Origin of the sequence: Corynebacterium sp. MSK012 (assembly GCF_030232435.1) — a bacterium.
Classification (GTDB): domain Bacteria; phylum Actinomycetota; class Actinomycetes; order Mycobacteriales; family Mycobacteriaceae; genus Corynebacterium; species Corynebacterium jeikeium_D.
The window spans coordinates 203869-227165 of sequence record NZ_JASPJU010000002.1 but is presented as its reverse complement, the minus strand read 5'-3'; the positions used below and the strand labels follow the sequence as shown (position 1 = coordinate 227165).

General features: G+C 57.7%; 24 protein-coding genes. 11 read left to right on the top strand and 13 right to left on the bottom strand.

Features of this window, described 5'->3' with window-relative positions:
• Window positions 1–72 precede the first annotated feature (72 nt).
• On the top strand, window positions 73–1398 hold the full coding sequence (locus tag QP977_RS02230) for an MFS transporter (RefSeq protein WP_222865698.1): 1326 nt from the start codon (window positions 73–75) through the stop codon (window positions 1396–1398).
• 29 nt (window positions 1399–1427) lie between these two features.
• On the opposite strand, the gene QP977_RS02225 is transcribed toward QP977_RS02230, so the two are convergent.
• The 3 genes from QP977_RS02225 to QP977_RS02215 form a co-directional block, all read right to left on the bottom strand.
• Complete coding sequence (locus QP977_RS02225; protein WP_016422337.1) at window positions 1428–2027, bottom strand: LURP-one-related/scramblase family protein; 600 nt, start codon at window positions 2025–2027, stop codon at window positions 1428–1430.
• 29 nt (window positions 2028–2056) lie between these two features.
• Window positions 2057–3091: an NADP-dependent oxidoreductase gene (locus tag QP977_RS02220; RefSeq protein WP_016422338.1), complete on the bottom strand. Its 1035-nt coding sequence runs from the start codon at window positions 3089–3091 to the stop codon at window positions 2057–2059.
• A 170-nt stretch (window positions 3092–3261) separates the two neighbouring features.
• Complete coding sequence (locus tag QP977_RS02215; RefSeq protein ID WP_147765796.1) at window positions 3262–3858, bottom strand: HD domain-containing protein; 597 nt, start codon at window positions 3856–3858, stop codon at window positions 3262–3264.
• A gap of 57 nt (window positions 3859–3915) precedes the next feature.
• Between QP977_RS02215 and QP977_RS02210 the strand changes: the two genes are divergently transcribed.
• From QP977_RS02210 to QP977_RS02200, 3 genes are all read left to right on the top strand, one after another.
• Entirely contained in the window at window positions 3916–5010 is a 1095-nt protein-coding gene (locus tag QP977_RS02210; protein ID WP_016422340.1) for a trimeric intracellular cation channel family protein, read from the top strand.
• A gap of 15 nt (window positions 5011–5025) precedes the next feature.
• A complete protein-coding gene (locus QP977_RS02205) occupies window positions 5026–6321 on the top strand; it encodes an alpha/beta fold hydrolase (RefSeq protein ID WP_049193610.1) in 1296 nt (431 codons plus the stop codon).
• A gap of 104 nt (window positions 6322–6425) precedes the next feature.
• Window positions 6426–7070, top strand: a complete 645-nt coding sequence (locus QP977_RS02200; RefSeq protein ID WP_070605505.1) for a class I SAM-dependent methyltransferase — start codon at window positions 6426–6428, stop codon at window positions 7068–7070.
• Between the two features lie 7 nt (window positions 7071–7077).
• Here the strand turns inward: QP977_RS02200 and QP977_RS02195 are convergent, their stop codons facing one another.
• The 8 genes from QP977_RS02195 to arsC all read right to left on the bottom strand — a co-directional run bounded on the left by QP977_RS02195 (window position 7078) and on the right by arsC (window position 16218).
• Window positions 7078–8886 carry an amino acid ABC transporter ATP-binding/permease protein gene (locus QP977_RS02195; RefSeq protein WP_284847101.1) on the bottom strand — a complete coding sequence of 603 codons (1809 nt, stop codon included), beginning with the start codon at window positions 8884–8886 and terminating at the stop codon, window positions 7078–7080.
• Between the two features lies 1 nt (window position 8887).
• Window positions 8888–10606 carry an ATP-binding cassette domain-containing protein gene (locus tag QP977_RS02190; RefSeq protein WP_231367181.1) on the bottom strand — a complete coding sequence of 573 codons (1719 nt, stop codon included), beginning with the start codon at window positions 10604–10606 and terminating at the stop codon, window positions 8888–8890.
• A 117-nt stretch (window positions 10607–10723) separates the two neighbouring features.
• On the bottom strand, window positions 10724–11749 hold the full coding sequence (locus tag QP977_RS02185; RefSeq protein ID WP_284847100.1) for an ABC transporter substrate-binding protein: 1026 nt from the start codon (window positions 11747–11749) through the stop codon (window positions 10724–10726).
• A gap of 111 nt (window positions 11750–11860) precedes the next feature.
• Complete coding sequence (locus QP977_RS02180) at window positions 11861–12721, bottom strand: ABC transporter ATP-binding protein (RefSeq protein ID WP_147719126.1); 861 nt, start codon at window positions 12719–12721, stop codon at window positions 11861–11863.
• Window positions 12718–13707, bottom strand: coding sequence for a FecCD family ABC transporter permease (locus QP977_RS02175; RefSeq protein WP_231367182.1), 990 nt, complete (start codon window positions 13705–13707; stop codon window positions 12718–12720). Before QP977_RS02175 ends, QP977_RS02180 begins: the two co-directional genes overlap by 4 nt.
• A 250-nt stretch (window positions 13708–13957) precedes the next feature.
• Window positions 13958–14125, bottom strand: coding sequence for an antitoxin (locus QP977_RS02170; RefSeq protein WP_016422348.1), 168 nt, complete (start codon window positions 14123–14125; stop codon window positions 13958–13960).
• Between the two features lie 153 nt (window positions 14126–14278).
• Entirely contained in the window at window positions 14279–15676 is a 1398-nt protein-coding gene (locus QP977_RS02165) for an MFS transporter (protein WP_049172657.1), read from the bottom strand.
• A 197-nt stretch (window positions 15677–15873) separates the two neighbouring features.
• On the bottom strand, window positions 15874–16218 hold the full coding sequence (gene arsC, locus QP977_RS02160; RefSeq protein WP_049189324.1) for an arsenate reductase (glutaredoxin): 345 nt from the start codon (window positions 16216–16218) through the stop codon (window positions 15874–15876).
• A 275-nt stretch (window positions 16219–16493) separates the two neighbouring features.
• Here arsC and QP977_RS02155 point away from each other — a divergent pair, with 275 nt between their 5' ends.
• From QP977_RS02155 to QP977_RS02125, 7 genes are all read left to right on the top strand, one after another.
• Window positions 16494–17624 (top strand): metal ABC transporter substrate-binding protein, encoded by a 1131-nt coding sequence (locus QP977_RS02155; protein ID WP_284847099.1) that lies wholly within the window; start codon window positions 16494–16496, stop codon window positions 17622–17624.
• 23 nt (window positions 17625–17647) lie between these two features.
• The gene (locus QP977_RS02150) at window positions 17648–18316 is read left to right on the top strand and encodes a metal ABC transporter ATP-binding protein (protein ID WP_222865490.1); all 669 of its coding nucleotides are present in this window, start codon (window positions 17648–17650) and stop codon (window positions 18314–18316) included.
• Window positions 18306–19136 (top strand): metal ABC transporter permease, encoded by an 831-nt coding sequence (locus QP977_RS02145; protein WP_284847098.1) that lies wholly within the window; start codon window positions 18306–18308, stop codon window positions 19134–19136. Before QP977_RS02150 ends, QP977_RS02145 begins: the two co-directional genes overlap by 11 nt.
• Entirely contained in the window at window positions 19129–19947 is an 819-nt protein-coding gene (locus QP977_RS02140; RefSeq protein WP_049189328.1) for a metal ABC transporter permease, read from the top strand. Before QP977_RS02145 ends, QP977_RS02140 begins: the two co-directional genes overlap by 8 nt.
• A gap of 3 nt (window positions 19948–19950) precedes the next feature.
• Window positions 19951–20643 (top strand): metal-dependent transcriptional regulator, encoded by a 693-nt coding sequence (locus QP977_RS02135; RefSeq protein ID WP_038628213.1) that lies wholly within the window; start codon window positions 19951–19953, stop codon window positions 20641–20643.
• Window positions 20644–20735: 92 nt separating this feature from the next.
• A complete protein-coding gene (locus tag QP977_RS02130; protein WP_049189329.1) occupies window positions 20736–21053 on the top strand; it encodes a hypothetical protein in 318 nt (105 codons plus the stop codon).
• A complete protein-coding gene (locus tag QP977_RS02125; RefSeq protein ID WP_049189330.1) occupies window positions 21050–21571 on the top strand; it encodes a hypothetical protein in 522 nt (173 codons plus the stop codon). The genes QP977_RS02130 and QP977_RS02125 overlap by 4 nt, the downstream gene beginning before the upstream one ends.
• Window positions 21572–21584: 13 nt before the next feature.
• On the opposite strand, the gene QP977_RS02120 is transcribed toward QP977_RS02125, so the two are convergent.
• Both QP977_RS02120 and QP977_RS02115 read right to left on the bottom strand, forming a co-directional pair.
• Entirely contained in the window at window positions 21585–22550 is a 966-nt protein-coding gene (locus QP977_RS02120) for a quinone oxidoreductase family protein (RefSeq protein ID WP_284847097.1), read from the bottom strand.
• A gap of 30 nt (window positions 22551–22580) precedes the next feature.
• Window positions 22581–23267: a GntR family transcriptional regulator gene (locus QP977_RS02115; protein ID WP_070833926.1), complete on the bottom strand. Its 687-nt coding sequence runs from the start codon at window positions 23265–23267 to the stop codon at window positions 22581–22583.
• Window positions 23268–23297: the final 30 nt, after the last annotated feature.

Here is a 23297-nt window from a genome sequence, read left to right as displayed (position 1 = left end):
GCTCCTGGAACGGCCTGGGGCAAATGACCGTGTGCGGTAGCGCCGTTGCTGCAGGAAGGTAGCGTGAGAGGCATGACTGATAGCTCGGAAGCTGACAAACCCACGGACGCAGGGAACAACCCAGAGTCGGTGCAAAAACACGCCCGCGCGAATGCCAAGCGCTACGTCTGGGCGAACGGACTACAGAATATCGGCGACCAGATTGTTGCGGCCAAGACGCTGCTGCCATGGCTGCTGCATTCGGCTGGCGCGCCGGGCTTCTTCATCGCCATGCTTGTGCCGGTGCGCGAGTCCGGTTCGATGCTTCCGCAGGCCGCCCTCACACCTTGGGTGAAATCTCGCCCGCGCCGCACAACCGTCTGGATCGCTGGTGCTTTGGGGCAAGCCATCGCAGCAGCGCTGATTGGTCTGGCTGCGTTGTTCCTAGAAGGCACCGCGCTCGGCGTCGCTGTCATCGTCGCGCTTGCAGGCTTTGCGACGGCCCGAGCCCTGTGCTCGATGGCCTCAAAGGATGTCCAGGGCCGCACGATTCCGAAGGGGCAGCGCGGGCAGATTAGTGGCCGAGCTGCGATGTTGGGCGGTGTCGCCGCAATTATTGTTGGTGCAGTGTTGTGGATTATCCGCGACAACGTCACCAAACCAATCGTGGCGGGGCTCATCTTTGTTGCGGCACTGTCGTGGGTAGCAGCAGTTTTGATTTTCCGTGGGATTGTTGAGCCCACCAACGAGGGGGACAAGGAAGAACCGAATAAAACCTGGTGGCAGGACACCTGGCGGCTCTTTAAAGAGGATAAGAACTTCCGCGACTTTGTGATCGTCCGTAGTTTGTTGCTGGTCACAGCATTATCCACGTCGTTCATCGTAACCCTAAGTGCACAGGTGGGAGCTGATCTGGAAGCCTCTGACGGTAGCGGCGGGGGAGTAAGCGCCAATGTCGGTATCTTCATGCTCGCCGCAGGCTTCGCCTCTTTGGTTGGTGGAAAAGTCGCCGGAATCTGGTCGGATAAATCCTCGAAGAAGGTGTTGACCTACTCTTCGCTGGTCGGTTCTATTGTTCTCTTTTTGTTGGTCGCAAGTGCTCACTGGCTTTCCGCCGGTGCGAACGCTTGGATTTTCCCGCTCGGCTTCTTCGCGATGTCCGTCGTCCACGCCGGTGTTCGCGTGGCTCGTTCGACCTATGTTGTGGACATGGCAGAAGGCGACAAGCGCACCGAGTATGTCGGAGCAGCCAACACCATCATGGGCGTTGTCCTGCTCATCGTCGGTGCGCTTTCGGGTGTTATCGCCAGCTTCGGCCCTGCGGCAGCTTTAATCTTCCTGGCACTAATGGGACTGGTTGGTGTCGCTATGTCCAGCAGGCTGAAGGAAGTCTCGGCGCCGCACAAGGTGACGCCTTAGCAGGGCAGTTCTTTAACAAGGCGGAAGCACTAGCTCACACTAACCGCTACAGCCTCATCGTTCTTGCGCCTGACAATGTCAATAACCAGCGCAGTACCGATCACCGCAGCCCGCGTTTCCTCGTTCAAGTTCGGCTCCAAATGCAGAGCGTACGTGTCCTTGCCGGTAATAGCGCCTTTGAGACCACGGTACTTCCGGTCAATCTTCGCAATCGGGCGTCCCTTGCTGGTCAGTGCGTAATTTTTACCGCGGAAGCCGCCGTCAACATCGACGTCGGAAAGCCCTTTGACGGACAAAGTTAGCCGTGATTTTAGGCTGAATCGTTTGGTCTTGGCTGTGGCGATCTTAGCGCCGTTGGGTGTGAGAACCTTGTATGTGTCGCCGAAAACGTTCGCGGGGTCGGTGATGGTGAGGAGCTTGTCGCCCTCTTTGCCATCCTCGTCCACATCGAAGATGTCGTACTTGACACCGATGCCCAACATGCGGCGACCCAGTGATCCCGCTTGGGCAATTTGGGCAATCTGGGTGCCGTTGTCATCGAAAATGGAGTATTCACTGCGCATAACGTTGCGTGTTTCTTGAATCAGCAGTGTGTCGGTCGTAAGCAGTCGAGGTTTCTGTGTGTTCACGAATTAGCTCCAAACTCGATGACAGTTATTTAGAACTCTACGACCATCTTGCCGGTATTGCCTCCGCTAAACAGTTCGAGGAATGCAGCTGGCATGTTCTCGATACCGTGGCGAGTGGTGACATCGTAGGCGACCTTACCGCTGACGACCAGCGGAGCCATTCGCTCCTGGAATTCACCTGCCAGGTGCAGGTACTTGCCCAAGACGAAGCCGCGCAGCGTAATGCACTTGCCAATCGCCAGAGCCAAGTTACGTGGTCCGGTCGGCGCTCCAGTGTTGTTGTACTGGGAGATTGCGCCACACATAGCAACGCGGCCAAAGGTGCGCATCGCGCCGATGGCTGCCTCGAGATGGTCGCCACCGACGTTGTCGAAGTAGAAGTCGATGCCCTCCGGCGCTGCCTGTGCCAGCTGTTCTGCAACCGGGCCGTCGTTGTAGTTGAAGGCGGCATCAAAGCCGAGTTCGAGTAGGCGCTCAACCTTTTCGTCCGAGCCGGCGGAACCAATGACACGGGATGCGCCCATCTGCTTGGCAAACTGACCAGCAGCCGAGCCGACCGCACCAGCAGCGCCAGAGATAAAGACGACGTCGCCTTCCTTCATCTCTCCGACAGCAGTCAGGCCAACGTAAGCAGTAAGGCCAGTAAGACCAAGGATGCCCAGGTAGGCAGCAGCCGGTGCAACGTTCAGGTCAACCGGTGTTGCCTCGGAATCGGCAATAACAGCATTGGTCTGCCAGCCATAAGAGTGGCGGACAGCGTCGCCAACCTGGAACTTATCCGACTTGGACGCAAGGACAGTGCCCACAGCGCCGCCAGTCATTGGCTGGTCAAGCTGAAAAGGAGGAACGTACGACTTGGTGTCGTTCATACGGCCACGCATGTAGGGATCGACGGTAGCGACCGAGTTGGCTACCAAAATGTCGCCGTCGTTAAGCTCTGGCAAATCGACGGTCTCGAGGCGGAAATTCTCGTCAGTCGGCAGGCCGGTCGGTCGGGAAGCTAGAACCCACTGCTGAGTGGTGGTGGGCAGTTCGGTTGTGGACGATGCATCAGTGGAAGTCACTGTTTTTCTCCTGTTGCGTATTCCTGGATCTATTGTCAGATTGTTGTTGCGTGGCCTCTATATCGTGATAGATATCCGAGCCACGTAGGCTGCCACTGTACCGTTGCCGGAGTGGTTCAGGCTATGCCTAGACATGTTTTTATAACTTAAAGCGATTGGAAAAACGCAGGTTATGCCGCTTGTACCCAGGAATCGAGGCGCTCAATTAGAACGTCCAAATCGTCCAGCAGAGGCATGCCGGGCAGTCGTTCGGCGATCACGTTGCGGACGCTTGTGTACCACCACAGTTGCTGGCTCGGAGTTGAACGAAACCGTTCCCACAGGGCGTGGCCGTCGCGGTCTAAATCCTCCAGAGTCTGGCTGAGATTGTGGAACTTATCCGCGCCGGCCACGATGAGGGACTCCTCGCTGCCACGGGAAAGCTGCCCCAGATAGGCATCGGCGCGGTCCTGCCACGAGGGCAGGGAAGGGTCTTTGGTGACACCCGCGACGATTTCAACCACGCGAGACCCGAACTCATCTTCCATCTCGGCACGTGAGTAGTTTGCCGGCACGTCTTCCAAAATGTCGTGGAAGAGGGCTGCCAACAGCACGTCTTCGTCGTTAGTCACGCTCGCCGCAATCAGCATTACCGCCATTGGATGGCTGATATAGGGAACGCCAGAGCCCTTTCGGTAGTGCCCATCGTGCGCGCGGGAAGCAGTTGCGATGCCGCGCATGAGCCTGCCACTGGGACGTGTCGAAGCAAAGGTGTCAGCGTTTTCCATGGGTATCCCGACCTTTCGTTGATGCTTGAAAAATAGCAGCGTCTAAGCTTGAACATCATGAACGTCGCAGAAGTAGATCCGCTCATCGAGTCGATGTACCGGTGGTCCGATGTCAGTGGTGTCCTGCTCATGGGCATCATTGGTGGCACCATCGCCCGGCAACGAGGCTACGACATCATCGGGTTCTTCTTTATTGCGCTGTTCTCCGCACTGGGCGGCGGCATGATTCGCGATGTTCTGATTAACCAGGGCACCGTCGCCGCAATGAGCCAGCCGGAGTACCTAATCCTGGCGTTTACTGGTGCGCTCATTGCGCGATTTTTCTATTTCAAAGGAAAGACCTGGGAATACGTTCAGGTCCACGGTGACGCTGTGGTCTCGGGACTCTGGGCAGCTACGGGAACGGTCAAAGGCGTCACGTATGGTCTGCCCATTCTGCCGTGCATCATGATGGGCGTTTTCACCGCCACTGGTGGTTCCATGATCCGCGACATTGTGACCGGGCGAGTACCCGCTGTTTTCGGCGGCAACCAGCCCACGGTCATCCCGGCCGTGGCTTGCGCGGTCATTGTCATCGGAGGCCACCATTTGGGATTTATGGCCGTGTCCATGGTCATTGGTCCTATCGTCAGCATCCTGCTTTCGCTGCTGGGGTACTGGGGTAATTGGCGAGTGTCGGCACACTCGGAGTGGGCGCCACTGAACGACACCGCGGCGCAGATTGCGGTCCTCGCACGTCGAGCAGAGGGCAAGAGCCGCGAGGTTGGTCGACGTTTCGAGCCCGCACGCCTCCGCAGCTGGCGTCACCGACAGATGGAAAAAGCGCTGCAGCGTCGCATTCAGGCTGAGGTTGATAGGGGAGTGTCGCGTTCCGACGCCGAGGCCAACGCGGAGGAATTCCTGGAGGAGTTCAATGCGGACTTCCCAGCGGATCTGCACATGCCGACGGCGCAGCAGGAGACAGTGCAGGATGACAGCGACGAATCCGATTTCGGTGTGGACCTATCCGGTGATTCCTATGATGACTACGGAGAAGATACGGCACTGCGGCAGCGGGAATACCGGGAGATGTTGGATCAAATTCTTGCGGACGATGAGGCGACCGATTTACTCGTCGCAAAGCTGATGAAGAAATACGAGCAGCGGGATTAGAGGAGCGGCAGAGACATGGCATCGACGAGTACTGCAAGCAGGCATTTTGGGTACATTATTAAGGAACACACCGTTGAGGTGCCCTGGGATCCTTTTACCGAAGCTGCGAATGCCGCGACATTTGAGCTTTTCGCCAGGGAAATCTATGCGCCAGGAAATGAGGATGCGCCGGCAATTGTCTATTTGCAGGGCGGCCCGGGATTTCCGGCACCGCGTCCGGTAGGTGCCAGCGGAGTAATCGGTGAGGCGCTGAAGGAATTCCGCGTCATCCTGCTGGATCAGCGCGGCACTGGGCGCTCGCATCGAATTGATGCGGCCAATATTGCAGATGTTCCGGCCGAGCGGCTTGCCCAATTGCGTCAGGAATACATCGTCGAAGACGCGGAAGCATTGCGAAAGCATTTGGGCATTGCCAAATGGTCACTGTATGGCCAGTCCTTTGGCGGGTTTTGTATTACTTCGTATCTCAGCCGCTATCCGGAATCCGTGGAGCACGCTTATCTCACAGGCGGTTTACCTGTTCTGGACCGTGGTGCTGACGACCTTTATCGCACGACGTATGCGAAGCTGCGCACCCGTCACGAGCGTTTTTATCGCGAGTATCCGTGGGCCGAAAACCGAATTCGAGAAATCTGCGCGCACCTCGAGCAATCTGCAGAAACTCTCCCCACCGGTGAGCGACTGAGTTCTCGCCGATTCCGCACCATCGGAATTGAATTAGGCCGCGGAGATGGATTCCACAATCTGGCGTATTTGTTGGAAGAGCCATTCCACATTCGCAATGGCGAAAAGCAATTGCGCACCGATTTTCTGGCCGATGTAGGGACCCGCGTGAGTTTCGCCGACGGTCCGCTATACGCCGCGATTCATGAATCCATTTATGGTGGCGTCGGGAACCAGCCCACAACTAATTGGGCAGCTCACCGTATTCGCGAGGAAATCCCAGGTTTTGAAGAAAAAGCCAATCCTGCAGGAGACGAGCCGTTTTATCTCACCGGTGAGCACGTTTTCCCCTGGCAATTCGACGAGGACCCCGCGCTCGTTCCTTTCAAGGAAAAGGCGGAAGCATTTGCGCAGCACACCTGGGAAAGCTCGCCGTATGATTCCGCACGCTTGCTTGCCGACGCCCCGACCTCGGCAGCCGCGGTTTACCTCGACGATATTTTCGTGCCGTTCGAGTACTCCATGGAGACAGCCAACTGCTACCGGGACCTGCGGCCACATGTGACCAATGCATTCCAGCATGACGGCATTCGCCACGATGGTGCGGCAATCTTTGCCCGGCTCCGCGAGCTCGTCGAGGATCACTAGGATGCCAGTTTGCCGGTGGAGATTCTCTCCCCGTAGAACTTCAAACCTCCGCAGAACCTCATGTAGTCCAGCATTGCCTCTCGGTGCCGTCTATCCTGGTGAGCATGTCGACAGCAGAGTTCTGGGATGGGAAATTCACCGCAGATCGCGAGGCCGCAAGTGACGGTTCGCGCTCTTTCTTTGGCGGCGAACCGAATCCGACAATCGCGCAGCATGTTGAGGTAATCTGGAAAGGTTTCTCCGACCCCTCACGTGCGCTCGACCTAGGCTGTGGCCGTGGCCGTCACACGGTGTGGTTAGCCAGCCAGGGCTGGGATGTCACCGGCATGGATTTCTCCAGCGTCGGGCTCGAACATACTGGAGCCGCGTTGGCAGCTGAAGGGCTCTCTGCGAACCTGGTCCAGCAAGACTTAACAGACTGGCAGCCGGAAGCAGGAAGCTTTGAGCTGGTAGTCGCCGCATTTATTCACCTGCCGCGCAGGGACAGGGAGAACCTCTGGCGAGCCGTCGCTGAGGCTCTCACTCCGGGTGGCTACTTTGTCTCAGTCTCACACCATCCGGACAACGAAGTCCACGGCCCGGGAGACCCCGAGCTGCTCTACAGCGCGGATGAGGTCACTGATTTCTTTGCGCACGAGCCGCAGAGTCTCGAAGCGGTGGTGGCGCAGCGTGACGTCGTCAAGCAAATCGATGGCAAGAACGTTGTCGACACCGTGGTGGTGCTGCGGAAGACCTGCGCGGAGAGCTAGAAGGAGCCTAGACCTCGGCGCGCGCAAGTCGAGCAAATGCGCCGTCTGCGTTGAGGAGGTTGTCATACGTGCCGCGTTCGATGAGCTGGCCGTTTTCGATGACCAGGATGTCATCGGCCTCGGCCAGTGTCTGAAGTCGGTGCGCAATAAAGATGCAGGTCGCTCCACATGCGCGGGCATTGTCTACGATACGAGCCTGCGTCAGTGGATCCTGGTGGCTGGTGGCTTCGTCGAAAATAACAATCTTTCCGGCGAGGTGTGCAGCGAGGTCATTGGGCTTAGTGCCGTCGGCTAGTACCGCGCGTAAGTAGGTGCGGGCCAGCGCCAGACGTTGACGCTGACCACCGCTGAGCCGCTGCGCGCGGCGGCCAATGGGCCTGTCCAGCGGCATCTCAGCAGGGTTGATGGCGGCGAGTTCGAGCGCCCAGTGCATCAGTGATTCGGGAACCTCGCAGCCATCAGGCGCGCCGAGACATAGATTCTCAGCGATGGTGGCCTCCATGAGAAAGGGATTCTGATCTGCGACAACAACCGTTCGGCAGACATTGGTTGAGCCGAGGTCACGGGCATTGTGGCCATTGATGATGACCTCGCCGACATCCGGATCGACATGCCGCTGGATTAGCCGGGAGAGTGTGGACTTGCCCGAACCAGTTGGGCCGACCACACCGATGAACTGGCCTGAGGCAATGCGCAGATTGATCTTGGTCAGTGCAGGGTTATCGGCGCCAGGGTAGCGGTAGCTGACATCGCTCAGTTCGAGGGCAGGGACTGAGCTGGTGGATTCGGACAGGGACGTTTCCGCATCTGGTGTCTTCGGTTCTTCCACAGTCGGCGGCTGCGCGGCCAGCTCCCTGATCCGAGTGACTGCATTGAGTCCTGCTGGCAGAGAAGATGCTAGGCGCTCGATCGAATCCATTGATGAAGCAGTTCCCGCCACCAGGGACGTCGTCACCAAAACAGCAGGGAGCATACGGTAGTCGGCTGAAAGCGCCGGGATACCAGCACAAAAGACGGCAATGCTGCCACCCCAAATCCGAAGTCCCGTTGCACCAGAACGGAGGTCCGCCCGCTTGCCGCCTGTACGCATTTTCTGAGCAAGCTGTTCATCGAGCTCACGCAATCCCCGCAGCCGCTGCTCGGCTGCGCCGTAGATGAGGATTTCCTCCCGAAGGCGCAGCGTATCGGCAATGTACTGCGCAATGTCCGTGCGCGTGGAGTTCGTTGCGGAAGCCTCCGCAGTCGCCTTCTTAGAGCCTGCGAGTGCAATCACAAAACCAACCGCAAAGGTCAGCGTCAGAGCAATCGCAGGCAGGGCTCCGGCAGTCAATGCCGCTGTCACGACCGCCATCAGCGGAATCAGTACGGCCGTCACCGCGGGCGCAATTGTGTGCGCGAAGAAGACTTCCACTCGGTCAACATCACGAATCGCAATTGTGTGAATCCTGGCAGTACCCAGCCCATCGGTTACCGCGGGCGCCTGCGGGATAAGACGCTCGACGATCCACAGCCGCAGCTCGCCGAGCAGTCGAAATGCCGCCAAATGCCCGAGGTACTGCTCGACATACCGCAGAATCGCTTTCAACAGCGCCAGCCCTGCAACCACGCCAATGACCGCCCACGTCCACTGCATGCCCATGCTTTGCGACGAGTCGGTTGCGTCCCACTTCGACAGCGCAATTGTGGCAATTGCCCAGGCGGGCACAGCCAGCATCAATGCACCCAGAATGTGCCCAGCCACGCGTGCGAGGATAGATGCACTGAGCGCTCCGCGAGCCTGTGCGGAAAAGCGCAGCAACCAGATGATGTTGTTCATGTCAGCTCTCCTCGGTCAGCGCTCGTGCGTAATACTCATTGCTTGTGCTCAGTTGGTCGGGTTTGCCCGCAGCCACGATCCGGCCTTCGGCGACGACAATGACCAGATCAACGTCCGATAGCGCTTCCATGCGGTGAGCGACCATGATGCTCGTTCGTCCTTCAGCAAGGCGGGTCAAGGACTCCTTGATGAGACCTTCCGTCCGACGATCGATGTCCGCTGTCGGCTCGTCGAGAAGCACAATCGAAGCGGTGCCGAGCAGACCACGCGCCATGGCCAGGCGACGTCGTTGCCCGCCTGAGAGCCAATTGCCCTGATCCCCGACCTCCGAATCGAGACCGCCAGGGCGCTGCTCGATTTCGGTGAGTAAGTGCACGTCGCGAAGTGCTTCTCGCATATCGACGGCCGTTGCGTCCGGGCATGCGATGCGAAGATTATCCGCGACGGTGGTGCCGAAGATGGCTGGTTGCTGGGAGATGAGCAGCGAGTTGGCGAGCAACTCCGGGGTCGAAAGCGCGTCGCCGTCAAGGCAGACTTCCCCGGAATGCGGCTGCAGACCTGCGAGTACACGCAGGAGTGTGCTCTTTCCAGAACCGCTGGGGCCAACGATGCCGACTCTGCTGCCGGCTGGAATTGTCAGGTTGATATCGGAGAGAATGCGCTTTTCGCCGACGTCAACGCTCACATTGCGGAGAGCAACTTCCGGTGCCTGCGGTGCGGTGGCCTTGGTGGAATGCGCTGTTGCGGCTGTGGACGCTTCAGCTGCAGGCTCGCCGAATACCTCCACAATTCCATTTCGATGCGTGCGCCCACCGAGTCCGATGTAGAAAGTGCGGCCGACGCGATTGACGGGCTCGTAGAGCAGAACGGATAGGAAAACACCTGCGAGGGCTGTGCCAACGCTGATTGCATCTGCCTGCAAACGCAGCAGGACAAGGCCGATTGCTGTGGTCGACATTGCAATGCCAAAAACCGCGTCGTTGACAATGATCATCAGCTGATTGCGGGCGAGCAGGGCGGTGAGCTCAGACATCGCAGTGCGAGTTTGGCTGGCAAAACGTGCCATGACTCGATCAATTGCTCCAAGAACTTTGAATGTTCCCAGCCCTTCGAGCATCTCCAAGTAGGCATGCGTGGCCTTCGCTTGCTTTCGGCGATACGTCGCATTGGATTTCCGCAGAATCTTTCCCGCACCAATAATAATCAACGGCGTGGAAATGAAAAATAGTGCCAACCACAAGGCGGTTTTCGTATCCACCCACAAAGCCCACACCGCCAAAATGATCAGTGGAGCACTAAACGAGGCCAACGTGGGAGCGAGAAATGTCGCTCGATAATTCGCGGTCTGTTCGACGCTTGTGGTCGCGGCATCGAAGAGTAGGCCCTCGCCAGTGTTGGAGGCGCTTCGGTGTGCGTGACCAGCTTTCCCGGAGCCGTGCCCTCTTCCATGCGCCTGCTTTGGGGCCTGTTCAGGAGCAGAAAACTCCGGCTTCAGCACACTGCCAACCACATGTGAGCGCCACAGCTTTTCCTGCTCACCAGCAAGCCGTGGTGGCAATGCCTCCGTGACAAAAGCACAGAGGCTTCCCAGAATGACCGCCACAATTGCAGCGGACAGGGATTCATGAAGTCCCCACTGCCCAAACCAGTTGCCGCCACTGGTGTCTGCGACACCGCCGTACAAACTGCTTAGAGCATCGAGCGCGTGTCCAAGAGACACGGCACTGAGAGCGAAGAAAAAGCTGCGCCCCCAGCTGGATAACAAAACCCAGTGCATTCGGCGGGGTGGGGAAGTCAGTGCTTCATGAATCCACATAGCGACGTGAAAACCTATTTTCTATTTAGCCAGCGCGTCAGCGATCTCACGCAGTCCATCGGGCATGTGCATTCCGGCGGTGCCAGAGGTCGTCTTCGCATCAATCAGTTGCACTCGATCATTCTTGACCGCAGCGACGTCGGCAAGCGCCGGATTATCCAGCAATTCCTGGAATGGAGCCTTGCCCTGGCCGTGGAAATCCTGGATCAAAATGACATCCGGATTGAGCTGCACAATTGTTTCCGGATCAGCGGGAACGGCACCCGGGCGCTTGCCCTTTGGCGAAATCGGCTCGCCACCGGCCAGCTCAACGAGATTCGTCGTCGCCGACTGCATGCCCATAATCATCTTCTGACCACCGCGGGCAAACAGGACCAGCGTCTTTGGCTTAGTTGTGGAATCAATTTCCGAGAGAATCTCTTCGGTTTCCGATTCAATCTTGGCAACCATCTCGGCCGCCTTGTCTTCGGCTCCGAGCAACTTGCCGAGCTTGGTCACCGACTCCGCCAGCGCCTTCGGCGAGGCGAAATCACTGCTGGCAAACGCCGCGGTCGGGACATCGCTGGCACCCAGCAGCTCACTTGCCGACTGCTCCTGATCATGGCGGCTGGTCATCAACACCATGTCCGGCTCATAGGACAGAATCTGCTCCGGATCCGGCTTCGTGGAGTTGGCAATCGCGTTAGGCACCTGACGCGCCAGCTCAACCTGATTACCCGAGCTCTCATCGAGCGCATTCTTCGTCACGGCTACGACACGCTCTGGCCCAACCAGTTCCAACGCCAGATCCGCAACCTCGGTCGACAGTGCAACGATGCGCTTCGGCTGGCTCTGCACCGTAACGTCGTGGTCACCGACGGTCACAGTACGCGGCCACTGCGCCTGCTGGTTTGTCGAAGTTTCGCTTGACGACGGCTGCTGCGCCGTCTCCTCCGAAGTGGAACAAGCGACCACCGCTGCGAGGGGGAGTGCTGCAATCAACGGCAGAGTGACGGCCTTTTTAGAGTTTCGCTTCAAGGCAGAGATAGGAGAAGTTGGTGAAAACACGAAAGTACTTCCTTGAGTGTTGAGTTTTGATTGTTGGGGAGTTTTCGGTTGCGTTGGTGCTAGCTGGAATCAGACAGTGTGAGTCAGACAGTCTGAAACAGCCAACTGCAATCAGTCAGCCGGGCGAGCCCGAGCCAACGCCGTCACTCGCACCGAACCGGTATGTGGATCGGTATCGACAGCGCTGGAGATGCGATAAATCGCATCTATTCGGGGAGGCGTCAGCACTTCTTCGGCGGAACCAGTGACTTCCAATCCGCCGTTGTGAATCACACTGAGCCGGTGGCAGCTGCGGGCCGCGAGGTTGAGGTCATGAAGGACGACTCCGATACCGTGGCCCTCGTCGGCAAGCTCGCCGAGGAGCTCGAGGATTTCCAGCTGAAACCCGATGTCCAAGGCCGCAGTGGGTTCGTCGAAAAGCATGACCTTGGCCTGTTGTGCCAATAGCTTTGCGATGAACACCAATTGCCGCTGCCCGCCGGACAGAGCCGTGATGGGACGGTCGGCGAGTGCGGTGACACCAACGCGGTCGAGGGCATAGGCGACGATGTCGTGGTCCGTGGAGTTCAGTGAACTGCGGAAACGGTCACGCCGACGGTGGTGCGCGTACCTGCCGAGTGCCACGACAGTTCGAACGTCAATAGCGGCATCGGCCGGTGTGTGCTGCGGCAGGTACGCCAACCGGGTGGCGCGTTCGTGGGCACGAAGCTTCGTCAGCGGCGCACCGAGGAGCTCAACCTGCCCCGAACTCGGTGTCACAATGCCCGCCATAGCACGGAGCAAGGAGGATTTTCCGGTGCCATTGGAACCGATGATGCCGTGGACCTCGCCAGGTCGAATAGCGAGGTTCACGCCACTTACGACGGTCCGATTGCGGTAACCGACACTGAGGTCGGTAGCCCGCAGCAGCGCGGTGTTGTCGGCGTCTGGCTTAGTGACGTGGTCGCTGAGGTTTTGTGTCTGCTTGCTCATGACTGGCGGCCACCTTGCCGAAGAATCAACGCGAGTAGCGCAGGTGCACCAAGGAACGCGGTGACTGTGCCAGTTTGCAGTGCAACTGGGGAAAAGAGACTGCGGGCGACGAGGTCGGCGAGAATGAGAAACACTGCGCCGAGGCACATAGAAATGGGCAGCAGGCTGCGGTGATCGGGGCCGATGGCAAGGCGAATCAGGTGCGGGACGACCAATCCGACAAAGGAAATAACGCCAGTGACAGCGACGCCCGCTGCCGTGACTAACGCAGCCAGGGCGAGCAGCAGTTGCCGGATCCACACTGTGCGCATACCAGTGGCAGCGGCCTGTTCTTCGCCGAGGAGGAACAGGTTGAGTTCGGGAATGAGCATCATCAAGATAACCGTGCCGACGGTAATGGGGCCGACTGCCAGTGCAATGTCCTGCCAATTCGAAGCAGTTAAATCGCCGTTGAGCCAGAACATGGCCTGTTGAGCGTCATCGCTGTGTGGCGCGTTCGCGATGGTGGCGGAGATGACTGCGCCGAGGAACGCGTTGAGTGCAATACCGACGAGCAACAGGGTTGCTCCACTGCCGCCATTGAGACCGGCGACGATTTGGACAAATATGACAGCCAGCAACGCGCCTATGAATGCGCCAGCCGAAAGAACCCACGGTGCTTTCGCGGCCACGCCAGTGACGATGAGAATGACGGCTACCACTGCTGCACCGGAGGAGACACCGGTAACACCGGGTTCGGCCAGCGGATTGCGAAAAACTGCCTGCATGGTTGCACCTGCGACAGCGAGCGAGGCACCGACCAGTCCAGCAAGGAGGACACGGGGCAGCCGGATGCTCCAGACAAGTGATTGCGTGGCAGGGGATATCTCTGGCAGAAGGTGGTTGAGAGCCGGGAGGTCGTCGGAAAGCGTCTTGATGAGCGGGGTGAGCAGCGCGACGATGCCGTTGCTGAAACCTGTTCCCGCGGGGCCTATGGAGATCGCCAAGAGGATTGTGGCGGGGACGGCCAGGAAAAGTAGAAAGCCGAAGAGCCGGGCTCGAAGTTTTTGTTTTCGAGTGCGCGGAAGAGAAGCTCTATCGACAATAGTTTTCACTTGGTTAATGATGGACAATTTGAAAATAATTGTCAATAAAGGCGTGTCGGTGGGGCTGTGGGGTCCCCTAAGAACAGCAAAACCCCGCACCAGCTCCCTTGTGAAAACAGGGTGCTAATGCGGGGTGAAGAAGCTCTGTAGCTTACTTCTTGTCGCCCAGGCGCTCGTCTGCCATGTCGCGAACCTTCTTGATCTGGTCGGCCTTGTCCTCGCCGAGCTTGTCCTTGCCCAGCTGCTCAGCCTTGTCCAGAACCTTGTCGGTGTTCTCTTCGTTGCTCAGTGCTTCCTTGGCCTTGTCCATAAGTCCCATGGTGAAGACTCCTTCCATTTTTAATGTCTATTCGCGTTTTTTCGTTTGCGGCATAGAGTGTACCGATGAATTGGCGACGTTGCGACCGTTTTGGACTCACGGAGCGAATCCGGGATTCGACTGGCAACACCGTGACTGACGGCTATTGAGTGGCTATTGAGCTGTCTTGGTGCGGGCTTCATCTGCCTTGTGCATGACTTCGCGCTCGTACTTGCCGACGAAGATCATGAGGACAAACGCAATAGCGACAACTCCAATGAGGGTTGCGAATGTGACATTCCAGCCTGCGAAGTCGATCAAGAGACCGACACCAGTGGAGGCGAGTGTTGCGCCGAGAAGGTATCCGAACAATCCAGTGAAACCAGCTGCGGTTCCCGCAACATACTTAGGCGAGAGGTCGATGGCCTGCAGTCCGATGAGCATGATTGGGCCGTAAATGAGTGCGCCGATCAGGGAGATGAGCACATAGAACATCCACAATGGTGCCGTAGCGGGTAGCTGCCAGTATGCGAAAATGGTGATGCCGGTGCCGATCAGGAAGAGCATGCCGGCGCCTGAGCGCCAACCCTTGAAGACCTTGTCGGAGACCCATCCGCACAGCAGGGTGCCCACAATTGCTGCGCCCTCGTAGAGCATGAATCCGATGATTCCGCCCGTGACGTTGGTCTTGTGCAATTCGTTTGTCAGGTAAATCGGAATCCAGTTGAGAACGCCGTAACGAAGTGCGTAGACGAACACATTGGCCAGCGCCAACATGACGATAACCGGATTGGTAAGAACATGGTTCTTGACGATTGCGAACCAGGGTTCTTGTGCCTCGTCATTAGTTCCTTCGACCTTGTCTGGGTCGTTACGGTATTCCTCTACCGGAGGCAGTCCCATGGATTGCGGGTTGTCTCGAATCAGCAGGAATGCGATGGCAGCAATCACGAGCGCGACAATTGCCGGTAGCCAGAATGCGGGAGTCCAGTCGGCGTCGGAAGTGGCGAACGAATGCAAGCCCCAGGCTGCCAGAGCACCGCCGACGGCGGCGCCGACATTGTGGGCAGTGTTCCAGATCGACATCAAAGTGCCACGCTCGGATGTCGAGAACCAGTGGACGACAACTCGTCCAGAGGGCGGCCAGCCCATGCCTTGGAACCAACCATTGATGAACATGACTGTCGCGAATATTGCAACAGAGGCGCTGATGGCTGGGACGAACGCAACAAAGAGGTTTACGACCGCGGACAGTGCTAGGCCAAGCGGGAGGAAGTACCTGGCATTGGCTCTGTCGGAGAGCATGGCCATGAAGAATTTGGATAGGCCGTAGGAGAACAGAACTGCATTGGCTACGATGCCGATTCCGGCTGCGCCAAGTAGGTCGTGCTTTTCCAGTACGGCGGACACCAGGGGGATGTTATTTCTGATGAGGTAGAAGCCCGCGTAGCCGATGAAGATGCCCATGAACACGTTGAATCGCCAGGTTCGGTAGGTCGGGGCAATTTTTTCCTCGGGGAGGGGAGCTGCTGGGCCGGGTGCGCTGAGCCAGCCGAGCCTCTGACTGCTCATAATGACAGTCCTTTCGCTGAAGGCCGCCGTTGCCTCTAATGCGACCTGTGCGGGTGGTTAGGGCAGCAGGCGGGGAGCTTTATCGTTTCAGCGTTGAGTTTACAGAGACTTCAGTCTCTATTAACGGGGCATTAACCTCCCGGCCTTGGAGGTCTTTGAGAGGGGTTGGCGTAAAAGCAATTAATGCTTGCCACTGCCTAGAGAATGTCATTAATGGCCTCGGTGGGGCGAGCCATCCTTACCCCCTTATTGGTGACGACAAACGGGCGCTCAATCAGGCGTGGGTGTGTGACCATTGCGTCCAGCAGTTCCTCGTCGCTGGAGTCCTTGGAGAGTCCCAGTTCCTTGAACTCTGCTTCCTTGGTGCGCACGGCATCGATGACGCTCAGGCCGGCCGCCTCGATTAGCGAGCGCAGCTCGGTCTTGGTTGGAGGAGTGTCTAGGTACTTGATGATCTCTGGCTCGATTCCGGCCTCGCGTAGTACGGCGAGAGCTTGGCGGGACTTTGAGCAGCGGGGGTTGTGGTAAATCTTCGCTTCCATGTCTCCATCATGGCTGATGTTGTGGTGTGGCGGTAGATGGAGCGGTGTAACTGTATGGGGTGAGGCCTTGTTCATTATTTATCCTGAAAGGCTGTAAAGCCAACAACACTTAAGTTCAATAGGTTGAAAATAGTTGTCGTTAGGTTTACTCTCACACGTGATAGATGAACGGCGAAGTGCGCCCCAACCGCCCCTAAGGTGACCAGATTTACTGAAGCGGCCGGTCAGCGTAGCCGTCGTAAAGCAATAACAAACAATCAAGAGCGGACACCAACATGACAATTTCCGGAAAACTTTCGCGATCAGCTAAGTCCATGTGTGCGGGCCTTTCGATCTTGCTAGCGGGCGCTGGCCTTGCAGCGTGTGGCGATGGCAGTGAGGGAGCCAGCGGCGAGAACCCAATCAACGTCGTGGCTTCCACGACGCAGATTTGTGATTACGTGAAGCAGCTGGACATCGATGAAGTTGATTTGACCTGCCTGTTGGCGCCGAATGCAACAGCACATGAGCTGGAAATGACCCATGAGCAGCTGACCAAGACTGGTAACGCCGATCTCTTGTTCGTCAACGGAGTCGATTTGGAGCACTTCCTGGACCAGGCGATTGAGTCCTCGGGCTTTTCCGGAACGATGGCAGTAACCAGTGGCGTTCTCACTGCAGGTGACGTAGATGCCATGAAGGCAGCCAAGGACACGGACAAAACCAAGCCGCTGCCACCAGAGAAGGCGAAGAATGGTAACTACACCATCGACCGAGGGGTGGAAAAGATTGATGTCGCCCCATGGCCATTCCCGCCGGAAGAACCCGGTGAGGAGGCGGAATTCCGCTTCGATCCGCATGTATGGACCTCACCGAAGAACGCCAAGATCCAGGTTGCCAATATCGGCTATGCCCTGGAACAGGTCGCTGAGGAACGTGGCGACAATGAGCTGAAGTCCACCATCGCCGACCACGTTGCGGCCTACCAGGAGAAGCTGAATCAGCTGGATGAGTGGGCAAATAGGTCCATCGCCACCGTGTCGGACCCTGTGCTGTTTACCAGCCACGATGCCTTTGGATACTTCTCCCACGAGTTCAATATCAACTTCATCGGCGCAGCGCTGTCTGATTTCAACGAGCAGCAGGATGCCACGGCCGCGCATATCGCCGAGGCGGCAAAGACCGTGAAGGACGCGGGTGCAACCGCGCTGTTTGCGGAGAACTCGAACAACTCGAAATCAATTGAGGCGATCGCCAAGGCCGCAGGTGTCAAGGCCATCGTTGGTGAGGACGCACTCTACGGCGACTCCCTTGGTCCGGCTGGCAGTGATGGCGAGACCTACATCGGTTCCATCATCCACAACGTCACTCAGGTTGTGACGGCATGGGACGGAACTGTCGCGCCGCTGCCAGAGGGCATCAAGTGAGCGGTAACCACTTAGCCAACCCCATGTCTGCCGAGCCCATAGTCACGCTCCGCGATGCCTCATTCGGCTACACGGCGGTACCCATCGTCAATCACATCACCGCCAATGTCGCGCCGGGTACCGGGCTTGCACTCATCGGCGCCAATGGCTCTGGAAAAACGACCGTGCTGCGCGGAATCCTGGGTGGGACTCGTCTTCTCTCTGGTGAGATGCACAACAACGCGAAGATTGTGTCCTACGTCCCGCAGTCGGCAGACCTCGATCGCACTTTTCCTGTCACGGCGTTCGATGTCGTCGCCATGGGGGTGCTGCACGAACTGCGCCCCTTCCAACCGCTTGGACACCGCAAAGAACGCATCCACGCAGCGCTAGCCAAAGTCGGGCTTGCCGACCGCACCAGTGAACGTTTCGGCAACCTCTCCGGTGGTCAGCAGCAACGCGTCCTGTTGGCGCGCGCCATCGTCGCACGTCCGCAACTCGTGCTTCTCGACGAGCCGTTCAACGGCCTCGACACTGAAAATCGGGCGATGCTGCTGAATCTCCTCAACGAACTGAAGGAAAATGGCACGGCAATTATCGCGGCCACCCATGATCTCGTGCTTGCTGAGGACACCTGCGAAAACACATTAATCGTGGCAGAGCAGCCAGCTTTTGGTGCGACCTCGAAGTTGGTGCCAGCCTATGTGGACTGAGCTTGCGAATGAGCTTGGGGTAGCGCCTTTCATGTTCAGGCCACTAGTGCTGCTGATTGCCCTCGGGGCGGTCTCTGGCCTGGTCGGTGTCATCGTGAACCTGCGTGGCCTCGAGTTCAATGCCGAGGCCATGGTGCATTCGATTTTTCCCGGAATTGTGGCCGGTGCCGTATTCGGTGGCATCGACATGATTATCCCGGTGGCTGCAGCATGTGCGGTGGTAGTGGCAGTAGCACTGACCTTAGTATCGCGCTCGCACATGTCGGAAGCTGGAGTTGCAGTTGTACTGACCAGCTTCTTTTCCATCGGTGTGATTCTCTCGCTGAAGAAAGGTGACCAGTCAGGACAGCTGGAAGCGCTCATGTTCGGGCGACTGCTGGAAGTCACTGACTCCCGTCTCACCAGCGCCCTGATTGTCTGTGCCATCGCCTTGGTTCTTATCGCAGTGACCTGGCGCCGGCAGGTGTTTGTTGCCTTTGATCGCATCGGTGCCAAAGCCGCAGGCGTCAATGTGTGGGGCATCGACCTCACCATTAACGCGGCGATTGCTGCGGTCGTGGTGTCGTCGGCAAGCGCTGTGGGCGTGCTGCTGGTAGTCGGATATCTGGTCGTGCCGGGAGCGGCGGCGAGACTGCTGACTCGCCGAGTTCATGTGATGGTGCCGATTGCGATTGCAGTGGGCTGCCTCAGCGGAATCGTTGGTTTGGCACTGGTGCCTTTGGGGCCGGTGTCGCCTCAGGCAGTCGTCGCGCTGACCTCGGTGGGACTGTATTTCATGGCACTGGGGCTGCGCGTCGTGCTGGGAGGAGACCGTGTCTAGCATCCTGATTTTGCCAATTATCGAACTGATACTGGTAGGAGCCCTGGCTGGAGTAGTTGGGGTGCTCGCGGTGCTGGGAAAACAAGTGTTCTTCGCAGAAGCGATTACACATGCGACTTTTCCCGGCGCGGTTGTGGGCGTTGTTATTGCGGCAGCGCTCGGCCTGAGCCACTCGTGGATTTCGGTGTTCCTCTTTATCGGAGCATTTCTGATGTGTATTCCGATTGGGGCACTGTTTGGTCTGTCAAAGGTGGGAACAACGTCCTCGGCGGCGGGAATTGTGCTGACATTTGGGTTCGCACTGGGCTACTTCCTGAACAAGTGGTTCGCCCCGTTGCCGGTGAAGGTTGAGAGTTTCCTGGTCGGCAGCGTACTCAACGTGAACAAGATTGATATTGCGCTGTCGGGTGGCCTCTTGCTGCTGGTGGCGTTGGTGCTGCTTGCTCGGTGGCGTCAGCTGATTTACTTCACCTTCGACCCGGAGTCTTTCGGAGTCGCGCATTCGAGGAGAAAAGCACAGCTGGTCATCAGCGGGCTAATCGTTCTGACTCTGGTGGCGCTGATTCCGGCTGTCGGCACGATTCTATCCATCGCGCTGCTAGCTGCCCCGGCAGCTGCGCTCGTTGGGGTAGTGAACGATACCCGTTTGCTATTCGTGTTGGCGCCATTGATGGGTATCGCGATTGGCCTGGTGGGGCTATTCATTGCGGTGGCGGCGAATCTGTCAGTTGGCGGCTGCATTGGCGTGTGCGCCGGCTGTTTCTATGTCCCCCTCAAGATTGCGGCAACACGCAATAACGCTAAAGTCTAAAGAATGCACGTGGAGGATTTACCAGCAAAGACCCAGGACTACCTCAAGGTCATTTGGGATTTGCACGAGCGCACCGGTGAAAAAGTGGCACTTGGCGATGTCGCTGAGCGGATGGGTGAAAAGAAGCCCACCGCCAGCGAGGCTGTAAAGAAGCTAGCTGCACGTGGCCTTGTCAACCACGAGCCGTATCGGGGCATTAGCCTGTCGGACCGTGGGCGGGATATTGCGCTAATCATGGTGCGGCGCCACCGGCTGATTGAAAGCTTCTTGGTCTCGACTCTCGGATACACCTGGGATGAGGTTCACGAGGAAGCCGAAAAGCTTGAACATGCGGTCTCGGATGATTTCATTAGTCGCATTGATGCAATGCTGGGATTCCCTGAGCGCGATCCGCATGGTGATCCAATTCCCAGCGCAAGCGGTACCATCGCCAGCGCAGTGCGCACCGACCTGACGGATATCGAAGCCGGCGCGATGGTGGTAGTCGATCGCATTAACGACTCCGACCCTGAACTACTGCGCTATTTGGCGACATCAGGGGTAGGCCCGGGAACCGTGCTCCGAGCCGAAGCCGCACCATATGCAGGCATGCATGTCTTTGCTATCCTCGATGAGGTGGACGATACCGAGCCAAAGAAAATTCATGTGGCAGACTCGGCACTATGGGCAATCAAGGCGACTCCAACAACGAACTGACGAGGGCCGCAGCGCGCTCTTACTATAAGGTGTCGCGGAATCTCACTGGGCCAACTAAAGTGCCACCCGCACCGTCAGTTTCGTTCGACAGCGTGAAGAGTGCTCGTCGGCAGGCATATGCCAGTGTCGAGACCGTTGATGTGCCACTCAATGCCATCGCTATCTCGCCTGCTGAGCAGCAGGAACACATGGCTAATCTCGAACGCCGCTTGAATGCCTCGACCAAAGATATGCGGGCACTGCTGGACTACGAAGAGCAGCGCATTGCGGTCACTAGCACCGTCAAAGAGGCAATCGTCTATACGTTGCTGGCAATACTCCTTTTGGCAGCAGCCATCGGACTTGGCTACGCCAGCCACCTGGGGGCCGATGCGATTTTGAATGCTGCGGCGGAGGTGACGCCGCGATGAGTAAACGCTCAGGCTCCGACAACGGGTGCGCGACGGTCATTGTCGTATTTTTCTTCTTCGGCCTGATTGTTCAGCTCTTCGGTGTCACGCTGTGGATTCTGCAATATGCATTGCCAGTTGCGGGCTTGGTGCTTGCGATTCTCATTGCATACCAGGCGTGGGTCGGTGTGCGCCGCAGCGCTGAGGCGCACGAGCTCGCCGAGCGTAATCACGCTGAGCTGCAACAGATTGCCATGGACACCGAGTACCAGCTCACCGCAATCCTCTCTGCCTGGGACAACGTGAACACCACAATGGGTGTCGGCACCATCTACAAAGATGTATTTGCCTCCGGAGAGGCTACGCCGGAGCTCATCGAACTACGCGGTGAGCTCTCTCGTGCTCGAAAGCTAAACAACCGACTGCGCGAGCAGCGCGAAACTATGACTAACCGGGAGCTAGTGGAAGCCATCTCTGATGCCGACGAGCTCTGGTGCTCGCTGACGAGGACATATCAGAACGCTCGTCGCGAGCTGTAGTAACGCACTTGAATTAGTCGACGGTCATCACAATCTTGCCGTCAGCGTGTCCGTCTTCCAATACTCGGTGGACCTCCGCGACCTCGGTGAGATTCTTAGTCAGGCCGATAGGAAGTGAAATCTCACCGGCAACCACGCGGTCGGCCAGGTCAGCATAAATAGTCGTGTCATTCGAAATAGCCGGAATGTGTGCTTCAATGCCACGTTCCCTCGCCGGTGTCAGGTCGGCCAGTGAAGGCAGCGCCACAATCCGACCATCCGATGCCAACACATCCAGCGAGGGGAGGAATGTGTCGAAGTACACGCCATCGAGCACAACATCTACGCCCTTGGGGAACTGTTGTCGCACAGCCTCGAATACATCTTCCGCTGTGTAATCAATGTGCTGTGCACCAAAGCCCACTAGTTTTTCATGATGGCGTGACGACGCACTGGCCAACACAGTTGCGCCACGGGCGACCGCCAGCTGCGTCATCAGCTGGCCAACACCGCCACCGGCACCATGGATGAGTACGGTGTCCCCGCTTTTTACCTTTGCAAGCTGCTCGACAGCCACGGTCGCCGTGATTCCCACTAGGGCAAGGCCCGCAGCGGTAACGTCGTCAAGCGAATCGGGCGTTCGGACCACACCGTCGGCGGGGAAGACGTTGTGCGTTGCGTAGGTGCCGCGGAAGTCGTCGAAGCTGCGCATACCGAAGACACGGTCGCCGTCGGCGAAGCTGTCCACACCTTCGCCGACGGCAACGACTTCGCCAGCAGCTTCGCGTCCGAGCACTGCGGGAGGGGCGAACTTTGCGCACAGACCGGAAGAGCCATCGCGCATCTTGTAGTCCAGCGGATTCGCGCCGATGGCTGTGGTCTTGACCAGGATTTCGCCGGGACCGGGCTCCGCAGGCTCGATAGGTGTCCTGGTGAAAATGTCAGCGGGGCCGAACTCCGTAATGGTCATTGCGTATGCGTTGCCTGAATTTGCTGCCATGTCCATCACTGTAGTCCTAGTAGCTAATTATCAACGGTCGGCAAGCGGGAGGGCAGCGGTGACGGCACCGAACGACTCGTTGAGGTAGGCGCTGAGGAGGTCGGCGGCGTGGTGTGGGGTGTCCTCGATGAGAACCTTGGCGATACTGATGTGGCGATCGGCGTATCGGGCATGGAGCTCGATGCTTTGGGGGTAGGAGAGAAAGCAAAGACGGAGTTGGGCCTGAATGGATTCGGCGGTTGCTAACAGGTCGGGAGACCCGGAAGCTCTGACGATGGCGAGGTGAAAGGCATTATTCCGTTCGGGAAGGTTCAATGATGACTGCGAACCACAAATAGAAAGAATCTCCTCGCCGAGGAGCTTTGCTTGGCTCTTGCTTAGCGACCGCAGTGTTCCGCATTCGGCGACATGGCGAAAAGCATACAGCTCGCGGATGCGTTCTTTGTCGAAGGAGGCGATAAAAACGCCGTGATGAGGGATATGAGTAAGAAGCCCCTCAGATTCCAGCTTCCGGTACGCCTGTCGGATGGTGTTGCGACTGACCTGCAGTCGAGCAGCAAGTTGGGTTTCACGGAGCTGCTCGCCGCTGTAGTGCTTTCCGGCGAGAATCTCTCGGCGCAGGACAGTTGCGGTGACATCCGCTACTGAAACGTCATGTTGTTTTTCCCCAGAGGACGTGTGGGTCTGATCGTCGAGGATGTTTCCGGGGGTAGTCATGTAATACAGACTACTAAATCACTTTTGTGT

What these genes read in the sequence shown, in the direction of transcription:
- QP977_RS02230 (WP_222865698.1), top strand. Translation starts at nt 73, where the DNA reads ATGACTGATAGCTCGGAAGCTGACAAACCCACGGACGCAGGGAACAAC.
- QP977_RS02215 (WP_147765796.1), bottom strand. Translation starts at nt 3,858, where the DNA reads ATGGAAAACGCTGACACCTTTGCTTCGACACGTCCCAGTGGCAGGCTC.
- QP977_RS02210 (WP_016422340.1), top strand. Translation starts at nt 3,916, where the DNA reads ATGAACGTCGCAGAAGTAGATCCGCTCATCGAGTCGATGTACCGGTGG.
- QP977_RS02205 (WP_049193610.1), top strand. Translation starts at nt 5,026, where the DNA reads ATGGCATCGACGAGTACTGCAAGCAGGCATTTTGGGTACATTATTAAG.
- QP977_RS02200 (WP_070605505.1), top strand. Translation starts at nt 6,426, where the DNA reads ATGTCGACAGCAGAGTTCTGGGATGGGAAATTCACCGCAGATCGCGAG.
- QP977_RS02195 (WP_284847101.1), bottom strand. Translation starts at nt 8,886, where the DNA reads ATGAACAACATCATCTGGTTGCTGCGCTTTTCCGCACAGGCTCGCGGA.
- QP977_RS02180 (WP_147719126.1), bottom strand. Translation starts at nt 12,721, where the DNA reads ATGAGCAAGCAGACACAAAACCTCAGCGACCACGTCACTAAGCCAGAC.
- QP977_RS02170 (WP_016422348.1), bottom strand. Translation starts at nt 14,125, where the DNA reads ATGGGACTTATGGACAAGGCCAAGGAAGCACTGAGCAACGAAGAGAAC.
- QP977_RS02165 (WP_049172657.1), bottom strand. Translation starts at nt 15,676, where the DNA reads ATGAGCAGTCAGAGGCTCGGCTGGCTCAGCGCACCCGGCCCAGCAGCT.
- arsC (WP_049189324.1), bottom strand. Translation starts at nt 16,218, where the DNA reads ATGGAAGCGAAGATTTACCACAACCCCCGCTGCTCAAAGTCCCGCCAA.
- QP977_RS02155 (WP_284847099.1), top strand. Translation starts at nt 16,494, where the DNA reads ATGACAATTTCCGGAAAACTTTCGCGATCAGCTAAGTCCATGTGTGCG.
- QP977_RS02150 (WP_222865490.1), top strand. Translation starts at nt 17,648, where the DNA reads ATGTCTGCCGAGCCCATAGTCACGCTCCGCGATGCCTCATTCGGCTAC.
- QP977_RS02145 (WP_284847098.1), top strand. Translation starts at nt 18,306, where the DNA reads ATGTGGACTGAGCTTGCGAATGAGCTTGGGGTAGCGCCTTTCATGTTC.
- QP977_RS02135 (WP_038628213.1), top strand. Translation starts at nt 19,951, where the DNA reads ATGCACGTGGAGGATTTACCAGCAAAGACCCAGGACTACCTCAAGGTC.
- QP977_RS02125 (WP_049189330.1), top strand. Translation starts at nt 21,050, where the DNA reads ATGAGTAAACGCTCAGGCTCCGACAACGGGTGCGCGACGGTCATTGTC.
- QP977_RS02120 (WP_284847097.1), bottom strand. Translation starts at nt 22,550, where the DNA reads ATGGCAGCAAATTCAGGCAACGCATACGCAATGACCATTACGGAGTTC.
- QP977_RS02115 (WP_070833926.1), bottom strand. Translation starts at nt 23,267, where the DNA reads ATGACTACCCCCGGAAACATCCTCGACGATCAGACCCACACGTCCTCT.